At 57.6% G+C, this 20,696-nt stretch carries 14 protein-coding genes; 9 read left to right on the forward strand and 5 right to left on the reverse strand.

Annotated features, from left to right (window positions below; genetic code table 11):
• Positions 1 to 4: 4 nt before the first annotated feature.
• A complete protein-coding gene (locus ACJ5NV_RS06720) occupies positions 5 to 700 on the reverse strand; it encodes a sulfotransferase-like domain-containing protein (RefSeq protein ID WP_411642867.1) in 696 nt (231 codons plus the stop codon).
• Positions 701 to 730: 30 nt separating this feature from the next.
• Positions 731 to 1,630: a D-amino acid aminotransferase gene (locus ACJ5NV_RS06725; protein ID WP_411642868.1), complete on the reverse strand. Its 900-nt coding sequence runs from the start codon at positions 1,628 to 1,630 to the stop codon at positions 731 to 733.
• Between the two features lie 210 nt (positions 1,631 to 1,840).
• Here ACJ5NV_RS06725 and msrA point away from each other — a divergent pair, with 210 nt between their 5' ends.
• Positions 1,841 to 2,479, forward strand: coding sequence for a peptide-methionine (S)-S-oxide reductase MsrA (msrA, locus tag ACJ5NV_RS06730; RefSeq protein ID WP_411642869.1), 639 nt, complete (start codon positions 1,841 to 1,843; stop codon positions 2,477 to 2,479).
• Here the strand turns inward: msrA and ACJ5NV_RS06735 are convergent.
• Both ACJ5NV_RS06735 and ACJ5NV_RS06740 read right to left on the reverse strand, forming a co-directional pair.
• Positions 2,470 to 3,336 (reverse strand): ribokinase, encoded by an 867-nt coding sequence (locus ACJ5NV_RS06735; RefSeq protein WP_411642870.1) that lies wholly within the window; start codon positions 3,334 to 3,336, stop codon positions 2,470 to 2,472. The two genes, msrA and ACJ5NV_RS06735, sit on opposite strands and share 10 nt — an antisense overlap.
• A gap of 138 nt (positions 3,337 to 3,474) precedes the next feature.
• Positions 3,475 to 5,730 (reverse strand): NADP-dependent malic enzyme, encoded by a 2,256-nt coding sequence (locus ACJ5NV_RS06740; RefSeq protein ID WP_411642871.1) that lies wholly within the window; start codon positions 5,728 to 5,730, stop codon positions 3,475 to 3,477.
• A 139-nt stretch (positions 5,731 to 5,869) separates the two neighbouring features.
• On the opposite strand from ACJ5NV_RS06740, the gene mutS reads away from it, so the two are divergent.
• Positions 5,870 to 8,497, forward strand: a complete 2,628-nt coding sequence (gene mutS / locus ACJ5NV_RS06745; protein ID WP_411642872.1) for a DNA mismatch repair protein MutS — start codon at positions 5,870 to 5,872, stop codon at positions 8,495 to 8,497.
• Positions 8,498 to 8,515: 18 nt separating this feature from the next.
• Here mutS and ACJ5NV_RS06750 read toward each other — a convergent pair whose 3' ends face one another.
• The gene (locus ACJ5NV_RS06750; protein ID WP_411643124.1) at positions 8,516 to 9,067 is read right to left on the reverse strand and encodes an ActR/PrrA/RegA family redox response regulator transcription factor; all 552 of its coding nucleotides are present in this window, start codon (positions 9,065 to 9,067) and stop codon (positions 8,516 to 8,518) included.
• Positions 9,068 to 9,220: 153 nt separating this feature from the next.
• Here ACJ5NV_RS06750 and regB point away from each other — a divergent pair, with 153 nt between their 5' ends.
• The 7 genes from regB (at position 9,221) to addA (ending at position 20,678) form a co-directional block, all read left to right on the forward strand.
• Positions 9,221 to 10,624: a sensor histidine kinase RegB gene (regB, locus tag ACJ5NV_RS06755; RefSeq protein WP_411642873.1), complete on the forward strand. Its 1,404-nt coding sequence runs from the start codon at positions 9,221 to 9,223 to the stop codon at positions 10,622 to 10,624.
• 74 nt (positions 10,625 to 10,698) lie between these two features.
• A complete protein-coding gene (locus tag ACJ5NV_RS06760) occupies positions 10,699 to 12,279 on the forward strand; it encodes a PAS-domain containing protein (protein ID WP_411642874.1) in 1,581 nt (526 codons plus the stop codon).
• Positions 12,280 to 12,320: 41 nt separating this feature from the next.
• Complete coding sequence (gene tsaE / locus ACJ5NV_RS06765; protein WP_411642875.1) at positions 12,321 to 12,785, forward strand: tRNA (adenosine(37)-N6)-threonylcarbamoyltransferase complex ATPase subunit type 1 TsaE; 465 nt, start codon at positions 12,321 to 12,323, stop codon at positions 12,783 to 12,785.
• Positions 12,778 to 13,749 carry an aminoglycoside phosphotransferase family protein gene (locus ACJ5NV_RS06770; RefSeq protein WP_411642876.1) on the forward strand — a complete coding sequence of 324 codons (972 nt, stop codon included), beginning with the start codon at positions 12,778 to 12,780 and terminating at the stop codon, positions 13,747 to 13,749. The genes tsaE and ACJ5NV_RS06770 overlap by 8 nt, the downstream gene beginning before the upstream one ends.
• Complete coding sequence (locus ACJ5NV_RS06775) at positions 13,746 to 14,417, forward strand: nucleotidyltransferase family protein (RefSeq protein ID WP_411642877.1); 672 nt, start codon at positions 13,746 to 13,748, stop codon at positions 14,415 to 14,417. The genes ACJ5NV_RS06770 and ACJ5NV_RS06775 overlap by 4 nt, the downstream gene beginning before the upstream one ends.
• Positions 14,410 to 17,343 (forward strand): double-strand break repair protein AddB, encoded by a 2,934-nt coding sequence (gene addB / locus ACJ5NV_RS06780; protein WP_411642879.1) that lies wholly within the window; start codon positions 14,410 to 14,412, stop codon positions 17,341 to 17,343. Before ACJ5NV_RS06775 ends, addB begins: the two co-directional genes overlap by 8 nt.
• A complete protein-coding gene (gene addA, locus ACJ5NV_RS06785) occupies positions 17,340 to 20,678 on the forward strand; it encodes a double-strand break repair helicase AddA (RefSeq protein WP_411642880.1) in 3,339 nt (1,112 codons plus the stop codon). The genes addB and addA overlap by 4 nt, the downstream gene beginning before the upstream one ends.
• Positions 20,679 to 20,696: the final 18 nt, after the last annotated feature.

The raw sequence follows: 20,696 nt of genomic DNA on the forward strand, positions 1-20,696 counted from the left end.
AGCGTCAGGCCGACAGCTTACGATCTGCCAGTCTTTCATAATGCGGCAACGCAGCAGCAAGCAAATCTGACGACACATCCGGCAGCGGCCCTTCGGGGCCTGCAAAACCAGTGCTTTGATGAACAGCGTTATACCAGTGTTTTGCCCAGATACCGTCATCTTTTCGCGGACCCGCAGGCCAAGACAGCATCGCGTCATCAAATGGCAGACCTATTGTATCGCAAAGCTTTTTCAGTATTTTCGCGGGGTTTGCACGGATATCTGCGCTATCAATCACGATCCCACCCAGCATATCATAAAGCCGCGTTTGCGCTTCAAAACCGATATCGGCAGCACCCATCTGCGCGCGCTTGGCCCCATAGCTGGCAATAACCCGCGCCGGATGGCGGATCAGGTGCACGTTAATGCACGCCTTTGCCCAATCACGCGGGACACCCGCTATCATGTGGTGCGGCATGTGTTTCATGTAAAAATGCTGTTTTCCGTCGGGGATCGTGCCGGCACAGCGCCGGGCAACACTATGCGGGTCCGTTTCATGTGCGCTGATAATCTCGGATTTCATCGGGTGATCAATGCCAGTGGCCGCAAGATAGGGGGCATAGAACGGCTCATCCCAGATCGCGAAATCAGGACGGTTGCCAAAGGCATACATCATCGCCGTTGAAAGGTTGCGCGGCCCCGACCACATGGCAATTTTCATGGTGCTGACCCTATGCAGACATCACGCACATCATGAGCGCGCGACAAGATCCTTGTAAAGCGCGCGCAGCCGGGTTGTTATCGGTCCAAGCTGACCCGTTCCAATCTGCCGCCCGTCGATACTGCTGACAGGGGTTTGTGCCCCGAATGTGCCGGTCAGAAACGCCTCATCCGCGCTGTAAGTGTCAACCAGACTGAAGTTACGCTCAAACACAGGGATGCCATCAGCACGGCAAAGGTCGATCACCTTTTGTCTTGTGATCCCGTTCATGCAGTAGTCCCCGGTACTGGTCCAAATCGCCCCCTTTTTCACGATAAAGAAGTTGCAGGCATTGGTCGTGTTCACAAATCCATGCACGTCCAGCATCAACGCCTCATCCGCGCCCGCCTTTTCAGCGGCAATGCAGGCCAGAATGCAGTTCAGTTTGGAATGACTGTTCAGCTTTGGGTCCTGTGTCATCGGCAAGCCGCGCTGGTGCGGCACGGTGGCAAGTGTGATGGGCCGGGGAATATGCGGTTTGGAATATTCCATGATGATGACAAAGGTCGGCCCTTGCCGCGACAGTGCCGGATGTTGGAAAGGGCGCATCTTGATGCCGCGCGTGATCATAAGCCGGGCATGGGCATCGGTGGTCATGCCGTTGGCCTTTTGCGTGGCGCGCAGCGCACCGATCACGCCATCCCGGTCCATGCCAATATCAAGATCAATAGCCTTCGCCGCCTCGAATAGCCGGTCGATATGTTCATCAAGAAAGGCCCATTTCCCGTCATAAAGCCGCAAACCTTCCCAAACGCCGTCGCCCAGCATAAAGCCGCTGTCATAGACGCTGACCATCGCCTCGACCTTGGGCCGGATATCCCCGTTCATATAGATCAGGATATTATCATTGCGCAGGTCTTCTTCGGCTTGATGCGTGGTAACTTTGGACATGGCGGCTTTCTGCGAACCCTTTGATGATGACCCGCGTATGATCGGGCAGGGGGGCAGAAGTGTCCAAGACTATTCGGATGCTCTATGCAAAATCATGCAGAACACGGCATTCCACCCGTCGAAATCAAAGTAAACAGCCTGTGAGATCACGCCGCCGTGCATTGCGTCGTCAGCGCGCGGCACTGCAAGTTCGCGTAAAGGAGTTTAACTATGTTCAAAACACTCAGACCGATCGCCATCGCCCTGACACTGGCCCCCGGTGCGGCACTGGCCGAAGATATCCGCACGGCCGTCGTCGCTGGCGGATGTTTCTGGTGCGTCGAAAGCGATTTTGAATCCGTACAAGGCGTGCGCGAGGTTGTTTCTGGATATACTGGCGGCACGACCGAGGACCCGACCTATCGCACCTTGAAAGGGTCCGGCCATTACGAGGCTGTGGAAATCACATATGATGCAGATGTGGTCAGTTATGACAACCTGTTGCACGCGTTCTTTCGTTCGATTGACCCAACGGATGCAGGCGGCCAGTTTTGCGACCGGGGCGACAGCTATCGCACAGCGGTTTTCGTGAGCAATGCACAGGAACGCAGAGAGGCAGAAGCCGCGAAAGCCAACGCACAATCGGCATTGGGCCAACAGATCGTGACGCCCATTCTGGATGCCGCCACCTTTTATACGGCAGAGGCTTATCATCAGGATTACTACCTCGGCACAAACACGATCCTGACCCGGCGCGGCCCAAAGAAACAAAGCGACGCCTACAAGTTCTACCGTGATAGCTGCGGGCGTGATGCGCGCGTGCAGCAGCTATGGGGCGACGCGGCACCATTTGCAGGTGGTCACAGCTGAAAGGCTTGCACCTCTGACAGATCAGGGATCACGTCCGCTGTGCCATGGCGTGTCACCATCAGCGCACCCGCCTTAAGTGCCATGCCGATGGCCTGTTCCATCGGCATCCCGCGATCCAGCCCCGCCAGCACATAACCGGTGAACGTATCGCCCGCACCTGTTGTATCGACCGGATCAACTTTGATCGCGTCGAAATGTTGTTTGTCGGCGCGCCCATACCAATCTGCACCGTCCGCGCCGCGCGTGACGATCACATCTTGAACCGGCAAATCGGCAGGGGCTTGGCCGGTTGCCGCTTCCAATTGCGATGCCTCGACCGCGTTCAGGATCAGGAAATCAAGATGCGGCAGCACCGCCATGACCCTGTCGGCATCGAATGGGGCCGCTGCATAGGCAACCTTCAGCCCCATTTTCTTGCCAAGGTTTGCCCCGGTCCGCTGAAGGTTGGTTTCATTCTGGATGACCAGCCAATCGCCTGTCTCTGCCTCGGCCATGGCGGTTTGCAGTGTTGTCTGGGGAATTTCCGCATTGGCACCAAGATGCAGCAGAATCGCGTTTTCGCCTTTGGGATCAACCATGATGATCGCCTGCGCGGTCTCTGTCGCGATTTCGGTGATGTTGCGGGTATCCACACCGTACTCAAGCAGCCGTTCGACCGCCCAGCGCCCATCCGCCCCGACCGCACCAATGTGGTTCACCCGCGCGCCTGCCCGCGCCGCGGCAACAGACATATTGGCCCCTTTGCCCCCCAGGTAGGTTTGCCGTCCGGTGGATGACAGCGTTTCACCCGGCGCAGGGATGTGCGGCACAGAGTAAACAATATCTGCATTGATCGAGCCGAGGTTCCAGATCGCCATGGGAAAACTCCATTTTCTGCGCATCCGGACATGTGTCGCCGGACCAGTGTCGGTAGCGTGTTAGCAGTGTCTCGCATGGAAAAGAAACTGGCGTTTGCAAATCATTCTGCAAGATGCTGATACAATAATGGCGCTGGCTCAATCCACCTTACAGGCCGCGATCACCGCCATGTTCAGGATGTCGTTTACGGTGGACACGGTCGAGCAAATCTGGATCGGCTTCCCGATCCCCGATAGGATCGGCCCGATCACTGTTGCCCCCGCCATTTCCTGCATCAGTTTGACCGAGATTGACGCCGAATGGCGCGCAGGTACCACCAGAACATTCGCGGGGCCGGTTAGCCGTTGGAAAGGGTAGTTTTCCTGCGCTTTGGTGTTCAACGCCACATCGACAGTCATTTCACCTTCGTATTCGAAATCCACATTGCGCTGATCCAGCACACAGGGCGCTTTCTGCATTTTCTCCGCTCGCTCAGAAAGCGGCGAACCAAATGTGGAAAAAGACAGGAAGGCCACGCGCGGGTCGAGCCCAAGTTCACGCGCCACCGCCGCCCCGCGTTCAGCAATATCCGCCAAATCATTCTCGTCAGGCCATTCATGCACCAAAGTGTCCGAGATCAGTACGATCCGTCCTTTGTTTAACACGGCTGTCACCCCGACAGCGCCGTCATGTGGTTGCGCGTCAAAGACGTGGTTGATCAGTTCAAGGATATGCGCAGATTTCCGGGTTGCCCCGGTCACCATGCCTTCCGCATGCCCATGCGCGAGTATGAGCGCCGCAAAGACATGTCTATCTCGTGCAGCCAAGCGGTGCACATCATGACGATCGAACCCCTTGCGCTGAAGCCGCCTATAAAGAAAATCCTTGTAAGTATCCAAATGCGCCGTCTTGGCCGCATTGATGACTTCCAGATCGTCAAACGCATCCGCCAGACCCTCTGCCGCGAGTTTTTCCTGCACATCATCATCGCGCCCGACCACCAACGCCTTGCCCATGCCCGAGCGCTGATAAAGCACCGCTGCGCGTAACACGCGCGGATCATCACCTTCGGCAAAGATCACCGTGGACTGGTTGGCACGTGCCCGCGCGTTAAGGCTGCGCAAGATTGACGCAGTTGGGTCCATGCGCGCTTTTAGTGACAGCTCATAAGCATCCATATCCACGATTGGCCGCCGCGCAGCCCCGGTTTTCATACCGGCCTGCGCGACAGCAGTTGGGATGCGGTGGATCAGGCGCGGATCGAACGGGGTCGGGATGATGTAGTCACGCCCGAATGTCAGTTTCTTGCCATAGGCCATCGCGACCTCATCCGGGACGTCTTCACGAGCGAGCGCGGCCAATGCTTCTGCACAGGCGATTTTCATTTCCTCGTTGATGGCGCGCGCATGAATATCAAGCGCACCACGGAACAGATAGGGAAAGCCAAGTACGTTATTGACCTGATTGGGATAATCACTGCGCCCGGTGGCGACGATCGCATCGGGCCGCACCGCATGCGCATCTTCGGGGGTGATTTCCGGATCTGGGTTGGCCATAGCAAAGATAACCGGATTGTCGGCCATGCTTTTCACCATGTCTTGCGTCACGGCACCTTTTGCAGAGACACCCAAGAAAACGTCACAATCCTTCATCGCCTCTTTAAGGTTGCGCAGGCTGGTGTTGACCGCATGGGCAGATTTCCATTGGTTCATGCCTTCGGAGCGGCCCTGATAGATCACACCTTTGGTGTCACAAACGATGCAGTTGTCATGCTGCGCGCCCATGAATTTCAGCAATTCGATACAGGCGATACCCGCCGCACCGGCCCCGTTCAGAACGATTTTCACATCTTCGATCTGTTTCCCCGATAGATGCAACGCGTTCAGCAAACCGGCGGCACAGATCACCGCCGTGCCATGCTGGTCATCGTGGAACACTGGAATATCCATTTGTTCCTTCAATGTCTGTTCGATGATGAAGCATTCCGGGGCCTTAATATCTTCAAGGTTGATCCCGCCAAAGGTCGGCCCCATCAGCTTGCAGGCTTCGATAAACTTGTCCGTATCTTCGGTGTCCAACTCGATATCGATGGAATTCACATCCGCGAACCGTTTGAAAAGAACGGATTTTCCTTCCATCACCGGCTTTGCGCCCAGCGCCCCAAGATTGCCAAGACCCAACACTGCCGTTCCGTTCGAAATCACGGCGACCAGATTGCCCTTGTTGGTATAATCATAGGCCAGCGCCGGGTTGGCGGCGATTTCTTCGCAAGGGATCGCGACCCCGGGCGAATAGGCCAGCGACAGGTCCCGCTGTGTTGTCATCGGTACGGTGGCCTGAATTTCCCATTTTCCCGGAACCGGTTCCAGATGAAATGCCAGGGCGTCTTCGCGGGTCAATTTGGTCTTGGACATTCAATCTCCACAGTGTTGAGCGCGCGGAAAGCATACGTTTCAAGACATAGCGGGATCAGATGCGTTCTGACAATGTGATTTCGGGGTGTCACCCGACTCCGGGACTGGTAGTGTCGCAGCCGTTGATCCCGGGGGGCACATGAACACCGCTAAAACCAATGTCACGCCCATGATGGCGCAATACCTTGAAATCAAGGCGCAATATCCTGATGCGCTTTTGTTTTATCGTATGGGTGATTTCTACGAGATGTTCTTTGACGATGCGGTCGCTGCCGCCGGGGCGCTGGATATCGCCCTGACGAAACGTGGCAAGCACGAGGATGAAGATATCCCGATGTGCGGCGTCCCCCATCACGCAGCCGAAGGTTATTTCCTGACCTTGATCCGCAAGGGATTCCGCGTCGCCGTCTGCGAGCAGATGGAAAGCCCCGCAGAAGCAAAGAAACGAGGCTACAAGGCTGTCGTGAAGCGCGAAGTCGTCCGACTGGTCACGCCCGGCACATTGACCGAAGATTCGCTACTGGATGCCCGCCGTCATAATTTCCTGGCCGCCTATCACGCGGTACGTGACGAAGCGGCGCTGGCCTGGGTCGATATTTCGACCGGCGTCTTTCACGTGATGCCCTGCTCATCCGTACAGTTAGCACCCGAACTGGCCCGTCTGACACCGCGTGAAGTGATCGTGGTTGATGGATCAGAAGCGGAATGGTCCGAAACTGTGGAAGAGTCAGGGGCAACGCTGACATCCCTCGGCGCGGCGGCCTTCGACAGTACCGCAGGCATGAAACGCCTTTGCGCGCTTTATAAAGTCGGGTCGCTGGATGCCTTTGGCAGTTTTTCCCGCGCTGAGATTGCTGCGATGGCAGCCGTTGCCGAATATCTTGATATTACGCAAAAAGGAAACCTTCCGCTGTTGCGGCCACCGGTGAAAGAAAGCCAATCAGCCGCCATGCAAATCGATGCCGCGACCCGCCGGTCGCTGGAGCTAACCCATGCGATGAATGGCGGGCGTCAGGGCTCCCTTTTGCATTGCATTGACCATACGGTCACCGCCGGTGGGGCCCGGTTGCTGGAACGCCGTCTGGCCGCGCCTGCCTGCGATTTAGCCGTCATCGCGGCACGTCAGAATATGATCGGATATGTGTCGGACAACGCCCCCTTGCGCGGCGACATTCGTGATGCCCTGCGGGGTGTGCATGATCTGGATCGTGCCTTGTCGCGTCTGGCGCTGGATCGGGGCGGCCCGCGTGACATGACCGCCATCCGCAACACACTGGGGCAGGCGGCGGCGCTGGCCCAGTTACTGCCAGACGATCTGCCAGATATGTTGCAAGACGCCGCACGGAACCTGACAGGGCATGAAGACCTGCTCACCCTGCTTAATGACGCCCTGATCGCGGAACCAGCCCTGCTTGCCCGCGATGGCGGCTTTATCGCGTCGGGTTACGATACCGAATTGGATGAGGTGCGCAAACTGCGGGACGAAGGCCGGTCAGTCATTGCCACCATGCAGTCCCAATATGTAGATCAGTCAGGGGTCACCTCCCTGAAAATCAAGCACAACAATGTCCTTGGCTATTTCATCGAAACCACCGCGACCCATGCGGACAAGATGATGGCACCGCCGCTGAGCGAAGTCTTCATCCATCGCCAGACCACGGCCAATCAAGTCCGCTTTACTACTGTAGAGCTAAGTGAAATTGAAACCCGTATCCTGAACGCCGGTGGCAGGGCGCTGGAAATCGAGAAACGTCTTTATGCCAGTCTGCGGCAGGTCATTGTCGACCAGGCGGGCCCCCTTGGTGCACTGGCGCGGGCGCTGGCAGAGTTTGATCTGGCCGCCGGATTGGCAGAGCTCGCAGTATCTGAAAATTGGGTCAGACCCAAGGTTGATGACAGCCGCGCCTTTGCCATAACCGGCGGTCGCCACCCGGTGGTTGAAGCGGCGCTGCAAAAAGGTGGAACACCCTTCATCGCCAATGACTGCAACTTGTCCGAGGCGCATATCTGGTTACTGACCGGCCCGAACATGGCCGGTAAATCAACCTTTCTGCGGCAGAACGCCTTACTGGCGATCCTTGCACAGATGGGCAGCTTTGTTCCCGCAACAGAGGCGCATATCGGGGTGGTCAGCCAAATATTCAGCCGCGTGGGCGCATCGGACGATCTGGCGCGGGGCCGGTCGACCTTTATGGTTGAAATGGTCGAAACGGCAGCGATCCTCAATCAGGCCGATGACCGGGCGCTAGTGATCCTTGATGAAATCGGGCGCGGCACCGCCACCTATGACGGTTTGTCGATCGCTTGGGCCACACTGGAACATCTGCATGACGTGAACCGGTGCCGGGCGCTTTTCGCCACGCATTATCATGAGATGGCCGCGCTATCGGCCAAACTTGACGGCGTCGATAACGCCACTGTGGCTGTGAAAGAATGGGAAGGCGACGTGATCTTCCTGCATGAGGTACGGCAGGGCACGGCGGATCGCAGCTATGGTGTGCAGGTCGCCCGTCTGGCCGGATTGCCGACCGTCGTGGTGGAACGGGCAAAGGTCGTGCTTGAAGCGCTGGAAAAAGGTGAACGCGAAGGGGGCAGCGCGAAAAAGGCGATTATCGACGATCTGCCATTATTTTCAGCCACGCCAGCGCCCAAGCCGGTCGCGGCAAAGGACTCCGCTGTTGAAAACAAGCTCAAGACGGTTTTACCTGACGAACTTAGCCCCAAAGAAGCGCTTAACTTAATCTATGAACTACAGAGCCTCCTGTAAGGTGGATCTTGATCCACCCTACCTTGGGCTGCGTTTTGCTAAAATGCGCTGCAAGGTCCGGCGGTGCATCGAAAGGCGGCGGGCCGTTTCAGACACATTGCGATCGCACAGTTCATACACCCGCTGAATATGTTCCCAGCGGACCCGGTCGGCGCTCATCGGGTTTTCAGGTGGCGGCGGTAGTTCGTCGGTTCGGGCCAATAGTGCATTGGTGACATCCGTGGCATCCGCAGGCTTTGACAGATAGTCCGTCGCCCCGATCTTGACCGCCGCCACCGCCGTGGCGATGGCACCATAGCCTGTCAGCACGACAATCCGGCTTTCAGGACGGCGGTCGCGCAGGGTTTCCACAACATCAAGCCCGTTGCCATCCTCCAACCGCAGATCGACAACCGCATAGGCCGGCGGGCGGGCTGTCACGATGGCCTTTCCTGCGGCAACCGATCCCGCCATTTCCACGGCAAAACCCCGTTTTTCCATAGCTTTGGCCAATCGGCGCAGAAATGCCTCATCATCATCCACAAGAAGCAAGCTTTTGTCTTCGCCGATATCCAATGCCGTGCTGTTCATCATCTCACCCTTGGTTTTGGGCTTTAATTAGACCTAACAAGTTACGCGTCAACTGAAAGCGGTATTAAACGAAGCCGCATAATGGTCGCATTGATCCCACAGGTCCCGATCCCTATCAATGACCCTACATGAGCGCACCATTTGCGGGTTGATATGGCCGTTTCCGAATTTCAGATGTTTCAGGACCAGCAACGCAGCAACTGGGTCCGTCTGCGCACGCTTGTGACCTTGCGATGGTTCGCTGCGGCCGGTCAGGCAATCACAATTATCGTCGCAGTCAGGGTGTACGGCCTTCAAATCGAAGTGGGCTTGGCCGCAATGGTGATCGGCGCATCCGCGCTGGCCAATATCGTTTCGCTTTTCATTTACCCCGAAAACAAGCGCCTGTCAGAGCGTGAAGCGTCTTTCTGGCTGGTCTTCGATATCCTTCAGCTAAGTGCCTTGCTGTTTCTGACCGGCGGGCTGAACAACCCTTTTGCGATGCTGGTGCTTGCGCCTGTGACAATTGCGGCCACCGTGCTGCATCTACGCAGCACGGCGGTTCTGGGTTTGGCCGCCATTGTACTGATTACCCTTCTCAATCATTTCAGCCTGCCGATTGAAACAAGGCATGGCATCACCCTTGCCTTGCCCGCGCTGTTCCGGTTCGGATTCTGGATCGCCTTGCTGATCGGGGTGGTCTTTCTGGCAATTTACGCCCGTCAGGTCACCACCGAAATGCATGTGATGGGTGAGGCATTGGTCGCAACGCAATTGGCGCTCGCCCGTGAACAAAAGCTAACAGATCTTGGGGGTGTCGTGGCCGCGGCCGCGCATGAATTGGGAACCCCTTTGGCCACGATCAAACTGGTCAGCGGCGAACTGAAAGAAGAATTGGAAAACTATCCAGAGCTTCTGGAAGATGTAGAGCTGATCCGCCAGCAGGCGGACCGCTGCCGCGATATCTTGCATTCCATGGGCCGCATGGGGAAGGACGATCTGCACCTGCGTCACGCCCCGCTGGAAACCGTCGTGCAAGAGGCCGCCGAACCACATATGGACCGGGGCAAATCCGTGATTTTGCAATTGGCGCCCGGCGATGGCGCAGAGGCAACCCAACCCACGATTCCCCGCCGCCCGGAAATCATTCACGGGCTGCGCAACCTGATCCAGAACGCCGTAGATTTTTCGCGCAGTGAGGTACAGATTGAACTGTCGTGGTCGGATAGCGCCATCGCTGTGCGCATTGCCGACGATGGCAAGGGATTTCCGCAATCGGTCATCGGGCGGATCGGCGACCCATATGTGCGCCGCCGCCGCATCACCGAAGATCGCGGGCGCAGGCCCGGCTACGAAGGGATGGGTCTGGGGCTGTTTATCGCCAAAACCCTGCTGGAACGCTCTGGTGCAGAACTTAGCTTTGCAAATAGCGGCAAACATGGCCTCGGGGGCAGGGCCGGACAGGCGACTGGCGGTGCGATTGTCACCGTGCGCTGGCCCATAGAAATTCTATCCCCCGGTGATAGCCAACATGGCGGCGCTTTGGGCGAAAACAAGCGAAACAATCCATGGCCTTAGTCAAATTTCAGACTTAACCATCCATTAACCTTAATGATCGATTTTCCACCCAGTCAACGACGGCAGGATATGTCATGGGTTTGGGTGAATTGATTTTGGTGGCAGTGATCGCAGTCGTTGCCGCTGGCATCATGTTCTGGGCGCTGATACGTGCGCGTCTGAACGCCACACGTCAGAAACCATTGACTATCGCAGACAGCGCCGGTCCGATCTTTCTTTTTCAGGATAAGGTGCTGATCGACGCCACCCCCGATGCGCTGGCGATGCTGCCTTCATATACCAGCCGGATGACAGAATATGAGGCTACGCTTCACGTATTGGCACCGCATTTTCCCGATCTGCGCAATCGGATCGCCGCGCTGGAAGATGGCCATGACCAAATTGCGTATCAACGGGGCGAAGGGCTGCAACTCGCGCTAGAACAACGCAAAGGGATATTGCGGATCGCGGTAAAGGGCACCGTTCATGCCGAACGGCGCGATATGATCGACCACGACGTTAGAATAGCCGAACTGGACATGCTGCGCGACATCATACAGCACACGCCGCAACTAATCTGGCGCGAGGATAAGGCAGGCAAGCTGATCTGGGCGAACCATGCCTATCTGGCATTTTCAGATATGATGACGACGTCGGACAAGACTGCACAGGCAACATGGCCCGACAAGTCGATCTTTCCAGAAACCAATGATTCCGTGCTGAAACGTGGCAACGCCGTCCGCCGTGTTTCTATCACCCAGCCCGACAAAAAAGCGGAACACTGGTTTGATGTGACAAGTGTGGCACAGCCAGATGGATTTCTGCATTTCGCTTCAGATGCGAACGCGGTGGTGCGTGCGGATCAGGAACGGCGCAACTTTGTGCAAACGCTTAGCAAGACCTTTGCGCAGCTTTCCACAGGGCTTGCGATCTTTGACAAGCGGCGCCAGCTGGCCATGTTCAACCCGGCCCTATTGGATATGACCAACCTGCCGTTTGAGTTTCTCAGCAGCCTCCCGTCCATTGACACCGTCCTCGATAAACTACGCGAATCCAGAATGTTACCCGAACCGAAAGACTATGTGTCCTGGCGTGATCGGTTCACGGCCGTCGAAGCCGCCGCCAAGGATGGCACCTATTGCGAAAACTGGAATTTGCCAGCCGGGCAGACCTATCGGGTCACTGGCCGCCCCCATCCGGATGGTGCATTTGCGTTCCTCTTTGAAGATATCAGCGTAGAGGTTTCGCAGACCCGTCGCTTCAGGTCCGATATCGAAACGGCGCAGTCAGTGCTCGATTCACTGCCCGAAGCCATCGCCGTCTTTTCAAGCGCCGGAACACTGGTCATGTCCAACAGCGCTTATGCAAATCTTTGGTCGACATGCACCAGTATCAGCATAGAACAACGTGAAATCGGCACTGAAATCGACGCTTGGCGCACCCGATGCACGCCCACAGGGATCTGGTCTGAATTGCGCAATTTCGTCCATACACTCGGGACCCGGCAATCTTGGTCGAAGACGGCAATCCTTTATGACGGACGTCGGTTGCGCTGTCAGGCGAACCCGCTATCTGGCGGGATGACGATGGTGCAATTCAGTATTGCTGGCCCGGCGCAGCCGGTCATCCAGAAATTGACCAGCGGAGACCCGGCCATTCGCATGGCAAAGCGCTGATTTCGACTTGCAGCTCTTGTGCCAAACCATAGTGTCTGGCCATGATGATCGACCCTATTCAGATTGCCTTGCCGACCGAAGAGACAACAGCAGCCTTGGCCGCAACGATTGCGCCACGGCTTGTGCCAGGTGACGTTATCCTGCTGGAAGGGTCGATTGGTGCGGGAAAATCCGCCTTTGCACGCGCGCTGATCCGCGCACGACTGGGTCGGATGGAGGACGTTCCCTCGCCCACATTCACGCTGGTGCAAACGTATGAAGACCCGGATGGAGATCTTTGGCATTGCGATCTTTATCGTCTGACCGACCCGGATGAAGCATTCGAACTGGGTCTGGATGAGGCATTCGCGACAGCGATCTGCCTCATCGAATGGCCGGACAGGCTGGGTACGTTAACCCCTGACGGAGCGTTGCAGATGCATTTTGCAGCAGGCGACACATCCCACGCGGTGACTATTGCGATGACGCCGGAATGGCAGAAAAAACTGGGGCCGCTGCATGTCTGACCGGTCTGATTTTGTTGATGATTTCATTGCGGGCTCTGCATGGGCAGACTGGCAAAGGCACCCTCTTGCAGGAGATGCGTCCAGCCGCCGCTATGAACGGCTGAGCAGTGGCAGCCAATCAGTGATCCTGATGGACGCGCCTGACGACGCACCAAAGGGCATACGACGTTTCGCCGATATGGTTGCTGTGCTGGAACAGCAGGGACTTTTCCCGCCATCGGTGCTAGCACACTCGACGGACACAGGCATTATGGTTTTGTCGGATTTAGGACCGTTGCATTTTGCGGCATGGCTTGTAAAGCGCCCGGCGGATGAACATGACCTGTATTCAGCGGCAATTGATGTGTTGGCGCGGTTGCATGAAGTGCGCGCCCCTGAATTGCTTTCGCGGATAACACCGGACGTGGCCGCGCAAATGGTTGAAATTTCAGGGACATATTACGCGGAATGTGATGTGTCCGATCTGGCAGGTGAGATGAAGCTTGCCATGGCAACCTATGCGCCTGTGGCCGAAACGCTGGCGCTGCGTGATTTTCATGCGGAAAACCTGATTTGGCGGCCGTCGGAAAAGGGTATGAAACGCGTCGGACTTTTAGACTTTCAGGATGCGTTCATCGCGCCTGCGGGCTATGATCTAATCTCGCTTCTGCGCGACGCCAGGCGCGATGTACCGCCGGAAATCGTAGAGATGATGATCACGCGTTTTATTGAACAGACTGGCAGCGGGCCTGAAATGCGGGCTCAATTGGCTTGTCTGGGGGCCCAGCGCAACCTGCGTATTCTTGGCGTGTTTGGCCGTTTGGCGCGCGAGATGGGAAAGCGCAGCTATGTCGATCTGTTGCCACGGGTCTGGTACAATCTGATGTGCGATCTTGACCATCCAGCGTTGGCCAATCTGCGACAGGCCACGCTTGAGACGCTGCCACCACCGACAGATGATCTGCTGCACAGGCTACGCCAATGACGATGCCCGCGCTTTTATTCGCGGCGGGTTTGGGCACGCGTATGGGGCCGTTGGTGGCGGACCGGCCCAAGCCGCTGGTGCAGGTTGCGGGCCGCCCGCTGATTGATCACGCGCTTGAACAGATTGATATTCCCGCCGTCGGCGCCCGCGTGGTCAACCTGCACTATAAACCCGACATGTTACGCGATCACCTGCAGGGGCGCGGGATCACGTTTTCGGACGAAAGCGAACGCCTGTTGGAAACCGGGGGCGGGCTGCGACATGCTTTGCCACTGCTGGGGTCTGGTCCTGTGATCACGATGAATACTGACGCGGTTTGGAAAGGACCAAATCCCGTCCAGATCGTGCTTGATGCATGGCGCGATGAGATGGAGGCGCTGCTGTTGATCGTCCCGAAAGCACAGGTTTCGGGCCATCTGGGCAAAGGCGATTTTCGTATTGATGACGCAGGCCGGCTGCATCGCGCGCCAGAGTCGATTTATACCGGGCTTCAGATTATCCGGACGGAAACGCTTGATCAGGTTACAGAAGATGCGTTTTCGATGAATGTGGTTTGGAACCAAATGGCTGCGCGCGGCGGGCTTTATGGCGTTAGCTATACCGGGCAATGGTGCGATGTGGGCCAACCGTCCAGCATTGCACTGGCCGAGGCGATGCTGGATGTTTGACCCCGCTGACAGCGCCCGGGTTTTCGGAGTCCCCCCCGGTGTTGATTTTGCGCAAGCGCTGGTGACGGGTTTGCTGAACCGCATGGGGCCGATGACGCCGGATCAATGGGCCCGGACAGAGATTTACGTGAATACCACCCGCATGCGGCGCCGTATTCGCACCGTGTTTGATGCAGGCCCCGCGCGACTGCTGCCGCGTATCAGGCTGATCACCGATCTGGCAGATGACCGAGTACCCTTGAATATGAATATCCCGCCTGCGGTGTCACCCCTGCGGCGGCGGCTGGAATTGTCGCAATTTGTCGCCAAGCTGCTGGAACAGGCCCCGGACCTTGCCCCGCATACGGCGCTTTATGATCTGTCCGACAGCCTTGCCGATCTGATGGATGAGATGCAGGGCGAAGGTGTCAGCCCTGACGCGCTGATGGGTCTGGATGTTTCGGACCAATCCGGCCATTGGGACCGCGCTCTGCGTTTTTTGAAAATCATCACGCCGTTTTTTGGCGAAACTGACGCGGCACCCGACAAGGAAGCCCGCCAACGCCGAGTGATCGAAGTGTTGGCCGCGCGGTGGGCTGAACAACCGCCGTCACATCCGATCATCGTTGCGGGTTCCACCGGGTCACGCGGCGCGACGGGATTGTTCATGCAGGCCGTCGCGAAACTGCCGCAAGGTGCGATCATATTGCCCGGATTCGATTTCGATCTGCCCCAGCTGGTCTGGGACAGCATGGTTGACGTAATGACAGCCGAAGATCACCCGCAATACCGTTTCCGCCACCTGATGGATTTGCTGCACATCGACCACACTGACATTGGGATGTGGACAAAGACTGCGCCGGTGCGCGTTGCGCGCAATCGGCTGGTATCGCTGTCATTGCGCCCTGCGCCTGTAACCAGCCAGTGGTTAGAAGAAGGGCCTAAACTGGGCGATTTAACGGAAGCAACCGAAGGGTTAACGCTGGTCGAGGCTGCATCGCCACGGGCAGAGGCCGAGGCAATCGCGCTGCGTCTACGGCAGGCCGTGGATGAGGGGATCACCGCCGCGCTGATCTCTCCCGACCGGATGCTGACACGGCAGGTGACGGCGGCGCTGGATCGTTGGAATATTGTGCCCGATGATAGTGCTGGCACGCCGCTGGCCTTGACGCCGCCCGGTCGGTTGTTGCGCCATGTGGCAGAGATTTTCGGAAAACCGCTGACGTCTGAGATGCTGTTGGTTTTGCTCAAACACCCGCTGACCCATTCCGGCGGGACAGATCGCGGGCCGCATCTGCTTTATACCCGCGAGCTGGAGCTGCATTTGCGGCGGTATGGACCCCCCTTTCCGACCGCCGAAAGCTTTGCCAAATGGGCGGGGGGCGATGAAGATAAGCAGCGTTGGGCAGGGTGGATTGGCACATTACTTTGCGCGCATGAAGATGTGGGGCCGCTGCCCCTTGCTGATCATTTGGCTGCCCATCTTGATTTGGCCGAACGGCTGTGCGCTGGATTCAGTTCGTCGGGTGCTGGTGAACTGTGGGAAAAAACCGAAGGCAGAAAAGCCAAAAGCGTTTGTGCTACATTAGAACATGCTGCAGATGCCGGTGGTATCATGTCGGTCAGGGACTATACTGCGCTATTCAACACGATTATTTCCGACGAAGTCGTTCCAGAGCATGATAAGGGTCATCCAAATATTCTGATCTGGGGCACGTTAGAAGCCCGCGTGCAGGGCGCTGATCTGACCATATTAGGCGGCATGAACGATGGTGTTTGGCCAGCAGCCCCATCCCCCGACCCTTGGCTGAACCGCGTCATGCGCAAGGATGCCGGGTTGTTGCTGCCTGAACGCCGCATCGGTCTGTCGGCCCATGATTACCAGCAAGCCATCGCGGGCAAAGAGGTGTGGATCACGCGCGCCAAACGGTCGGCGGATGCGGAAACAGTGCCGTCGCGCTGGGTGAACCGGTTGACCAATCTGTTGCAGGGGCTGCCTGCACAAGGGGGTGATGCAGCCTTGTCCCGGATGCGCGCGCGTGGCGATGACTGGCTGGCAATGGCCGCAGCGCTGTCGTCGCCATCGGAACGCACTGCGCCCGCGCCGCGCCCTGCGCCTTGCCCGCCTGTTGCGGCCCGCCCCGATCACCTGTCGGTCACACAGATCAAAACATTGATCCGCGATCCTTTTGCCATTTATGCCCGCAAGGTACTGCGCTTGGATTCACTGGATCCGCTTGTCCCAGAGGCGAACGCGCCATTGCGTGGGATCATCGTGCACAATATCCTCGAACGATTTGTCAACGCGGGTCACGATGCCAGCGACCGCGATGCGTTGATGCAAATCGCGACCGAAGAATTCACGCAGCAATGTCCATGGCCAACGATCCGCGCACAGTGGATGACGCGGATGGAACGCGCGGCGGACGTATTTTTGGCCGGTGAGGCAGAGCGGCAGGCGCAGGCCACACAACATATGATCGAGCTGAACGGCAAAATCACCATCCCCTTGGTTGGTGTCACCCTGACCTGCAAGGCGGATCGCATTGATTTGACGGCGGCCGAGGATGCCTTGATTTACGACTACAAAACCGGTGCGGTACCCACCGGACCGCAGCAGGAAAAATTTGACAAGCAATTGTTGCTAGAGGCCGCGATGGTCGAGCGTGGTGCTTTTGAGGCGTTGGGACCGCGCCCGGTCAGTCGTGCCCAGTTCATCGGGGTCAATGCATCAATGAAGGTTGTGGATGCCCCATTGGACAAGCAGCCCCCGGATGAGGTTTGGGTAGAGCTGGAAAAGCTTTTCAGTCGTTGGCGTGATCTTGATCGCGGGTATACCGCCCGGCTGGCGCTGTTTTCCAAGTTGGATTTCAGCGATTTTGACCATTTGTCCCGCTATGGCGAGTGGGAGACGAGCGATGATCCGGTGCCGCAGGTGCTGAAATGATCCGCGATGCGGCCACGCAGCGGCAGGTGGATGCCGCCGATCCGCGCAGCTCCACATGGCTGTCGGCGAATGCGGGTTCGGGCAAGACCCGCGTGCTGACTGATCGGGTGGCGCGGTTGTTGCTCGAAGATGTCTCGCCCCAGAATATCCTGTGCCTGACCTATACAAAGGCCGCCGCCGCCGAGATGCAGAACCGCCTGTTCAAACGGCTCGGCGCTTGGGCGATGATGGCGGATGATGCGTTGCGTGCCGAATTGCAAAGCCTTGGCGTGGACCGTGCGATCGACGCGGACAGGCTGCGTGCCGCCCGGACGCTGTTTGCCCGTGCGATTGAAACGCCCGGCGGGTTGAAGATCCAGACAATCCATTCCTTCTGCGCCAGCATTTTGCGCCGCTTCCCGCTCGAGGCAGGGGTCAGCCCGCAGTTCCGTGAAATGGAAGAGCGCGCGGCAGCGCTGTTGCGGGCCGAGGTGATGGATGGGTTGATTACCGGGGCTGGGGCCGCAGTTGTCACGGATCTGCTGACCCATTTCACCGGGGACGATCTGGAACGGTTGACCGCGGAAGTGGCCGGAAAGCGCGCTTATTTTCAACGTGACGTGACCCGTGCAGAAATTTACACGGTCGTCGGGATCGCACCGCATCTGACCGCTGAAACCTTGCTGGCAGAGGTATTGGACGCAGACGATCTGCGCCTGATCCATGATCTGCGGCGGGCCTGTGACAAGGGTAGTAAGACAGATGCCACCGCTGGTGCGAAGCTGACCGCGATCTCGGTCGCTGGCCCGCCCACATTGGCCGATCTGAAGGTGTTGGAAGACGTTTTTCTGACCGGCGCAGGGGCAAAGGAGCCGTTTTCAGCCAAGATCGGAAAGTTCCCGACAAAGGCCGTGCGCGAAGCCAATGCTGATCTGATGGCGGATATCGAACCGATCATGGAGCGGGTTGCGGAAATGCGCGACACCCGTCTGGGTCTGATCGCGGCAGAGCGGACTTGGGCCATGTACCGCTTTGCCCAAGCCTTTATCCCGGCTTATGAAGCGCGGAAACTGGCGATGGGGATGCTGGATTTCGACGATCTGATCGGCAAGGCCAAGGCCTTGCTGACGGATCGGGACGTGGCGCAATGGGTGCTGTTTCGGCTGGATGGCGGCATCGACCATGTGCTGGTGGACGAAGCGCAGGATACCAGCCCGACGCAATGGGCCGTGATCGAACAGTTGACGCAGGAATTTGCCAGCGGCGAGGGCGCGCGACCGGATCAGAAACGCACCGTGTTTGTCGTGGGCGACAAGAAACAGTCGATCTATTCTTTCCAAGGCGCGGACCCTGCGGCCTTTGACCAGATGAAGGACCATTTTCACAGCGCGCATATGGCGGTGGACAAGCCGTTCGCTGTTACCTCGCTCGACCATTCGTTCCGGTCATCGCAGGCGATCCTGTCGGTCGTCGATGAAACCTTTACCGGCGACCGGGCCGCGGGCATGGATGACAGCCTGACCCATATTGCATTTAAAACTGAAATGCCGGGCCGGGTCGATCTGTGGCCGGTGATTGAGAAATCAACCGAAGAGGATGATCGCCAGTGGTTTGAACCGGTCGATCAGCCCAGTGGGACGGATCACACTGTGCGCATGGCCCAGCGCGTGGCAGAACAGATCAGGCGCATGATCACGGAAGAAATGATACCTGTCGAAATCGGCAATAGCGGCCAGTACCAGCGTCGCCCGATCACCGAAGGCGATTTCCTGATACTGGTGCAGCGCCGGTCAGACCTGTTTGCCGAGATTATCCGCGCCTGCAAGGCGGCGAACCTGCAAATCGCGGGGGCGGACCGGCTGCGCGTGGGTGCTGAACTGGCCGTCAAGGATCTTGCTGCGCTGCTGCGCTTTCTGGCTTTGCCAGAGGATGATCTGTCGCTTGCTTGCGCGTTACGTTCGCCGCTGTTCAACTGGTCAGAGCAGGATTTGTTCACACTGGCCCATCGTCGGACATCAAAATTCCTGTGGCCCGCATTGCGCGATGGGCATTATCCCGAAACACTTTCCATCTTGCATGACCTGCGCGGTCAGGCTGATTTTCTGCGCCCTTATGACCTGATTGAACGCATCCTGACCCGCCATGACGGGCGGCGGTCCCTGCTTGCCCGATTGGGACCAGAGGCCGAAGACGGGATCGACGCGCTGCTGTCACAGGCGTTGGCCTATGAAAGTAACGGCGTTCCCAGCCTGACCGGATTCCTGAGCTGGATGGACACGGATGATCTTGAAATCAAGCGTCAGATGGACAGTCAAGGTGATCGCATCAGGGTGATGACGGTGCATGGTGCCAAAGGGTTGGAAGCACCGATTGTCATTTTGCCCGACACGGCGAAACGTCCGATCAATGTCAATGCAGAGCTGCTGCCCGCCGGGGATCATCTGGTCTGGAAAACACCCGCTGCAGAGTCTGTGGCCGCTGTGGTTGACCTGCGTGAAAACGTCATTTCCGATCAGGCCCGCGAACGTCTGCGCCTACTGTATGTCGCCATGACCCGCGCTGAAAAATGGCTGATTGTCGGGGCTGCTGGGGATGTGGGTGACGGGGATGCAAGCTGGTACAACATCGTTGCCGACGGCATGCGCCAGCGCGGCGATGTTGATGCGCCGGCGGGTGATTTGACAATTAAGCGTGTGGAGCATCTAAATTGGAACGCAGGTGATCTGGTCAGTGTAAGCAGACCAGTTGAACCTGAAGTATCGCCCCCTGATTTCGCACCCGTGGTTCAGCCTGCCCCCCTGCGCACCATCGCCCCGTCAGAGCTGCCGGGGCCAAAGGTATTGCCGGGGGATCAGCCCGGTGATGCCGAAGCGCTGGAGAAAGGCACGCTGATCCATCGGTTATTGGAACATCTGCCACTGGCCGCGCCAGAGGATCGCCATGCGCTTGGCCTGCAACTACTTCAGGGGGCGGACCCAACCCTATCCGATCTGGTGGTCGCTTTGCTGGAAACCCCTGCACTTGCGCCGTTATGGACCGAAACTGCATTGACCGAGGTTGATATCACAGCCGAAATCGCTGGTCTGGGCCGGATACACGGTGCAATTGACCGGCTGATCGTGACCCCGGGCAAGGTGCTGGCCGTCGATTACAAATCAAACCGGCTTGTCCCCGAAACACCGCAACAAACCCCATCGGGACTGGTGGCACAGATGGCGGTTTATGATGCCGCATTGCGCCAGATTTACCCGGATCAGGATATGCAGATGGCTATCCTTTGGACAGAAACGGCGCAGCTGATGGTTTTACCGCCAGCGATGCTTCACGAAACGCTGAATACGATCAGCGTACCTTGACCAAAGGGTTCAGTGTTC

Source organism: Loktanella agnita (assembly GCF_046640325.1).
In the GTDB taxonomy this organism is placed as follows: domain Bacteria; phylum Pseudomonadota; class Alphaproteobacteria; order Rhodobacterales; family Rhodobacteraceae; genus Yoonia; species Yoonia agnita.

Excerpts from the sequence above, each read along its gene's own strand:
- ACJ5NV_RS06720 (WP_411642867.1), bottom strand. The coding sequence starts at position 700 with ATGAAAATTGCCATGTGGTCGGGGCCGCGCAACCTTTCAACGGCGATG.
- ACJ5NV_RS06725 (WP_411642868.1), bottom strand. The coding sequence starts at position 1,630 with ATGTCCAAAGTTACCACGCATCAAGCCGAAGAAGACCTGCGCAATGAT.
- msrA (WP_411642869.1), top strand. The coding sequence starts at position 1,841 with ATGTTCAAAACACTCAGACCGATCGCCATCGCCCTGACACTGGCCCCC.
- ACJ5NV_RS06735 (WP_411642870.1), bottom strand. The coding sequence starts at position 3,336 with ATGGCGATCTGGAACCTCGGCTCGATCAATGCAGATATTGTTTACTCT.
- ACJ5NV_RS06740 (WP_411642871.1), bottom strand. The coding sequence starts at position 5,730 with ATGTCCAAGACCAAATTGACCCGCGAAGACGCCCTGGCATTTCATCTG.
- mutS (WP_411642872.1), top strand. The coding sequence starts at position 5,870 with ATGAACACCGCTAAAACCAATGTCACGCCCATGATGGCGCAATACCTT.
- ACJ5NV_RS06750 (WP_411643124.1), bottom strand. The coding sequence starts at position 9,067 with ATGAACAGCACGGCATTGGATATCGGCGAAGACAAAAGCTTGCTTCTT.
- regB (WP_411642873.1), top strand. The coding sequence starts at position 9,221 with ATGGCCGTTTCCGAATTTCAGATGTTTCAGGACCAGCAACGCAGCAAC.
- ACJ5NV_RS06760 (WP_411642874.1), top strand. The coding sequence starts at position 10,699 with ATGGGTTTGGGTGAATTGATTTTGGTGGCAGTGATCGCAGTCGTTGCC.
- tsaE (WP_411642875.1), top strand. The coding sequence starts at position 12,321 with ATGATGATCGACCCTATTCAGATTGCCTTGCCGACCGAAGAGACAACA.
- ACJ5NV_RS06770 (WP_411642876.1), top strand. The coding sequence starts at position 12,778 with ATGTCTGACCGGTCTGATTTTGTTGATGATTTCATTGCGGGCTCTGCA.
- ACJ5NV_RS06775 (WP_411642877.1), top strand. The coding sequence starts at position 13,746 with ATGACGATGCCCGCGCTTTTATTCGCGGCGGGTTTGGGCACGCGTATG.
- addB (WP_411642879.1), top strand. The coding sequence starts at position 14,410 with ATGTTTGACCCCGCTGACAGCGCCCGGGTTTTCGGAGTCCCCCCCGGT.
- addA (WP_411642880.1), top strand. The coding sequence starts at position 17,340 with ATGATCCGCGATGCGGCCACGCAGCGGCAGGTGGATGCCGCCGATCCG.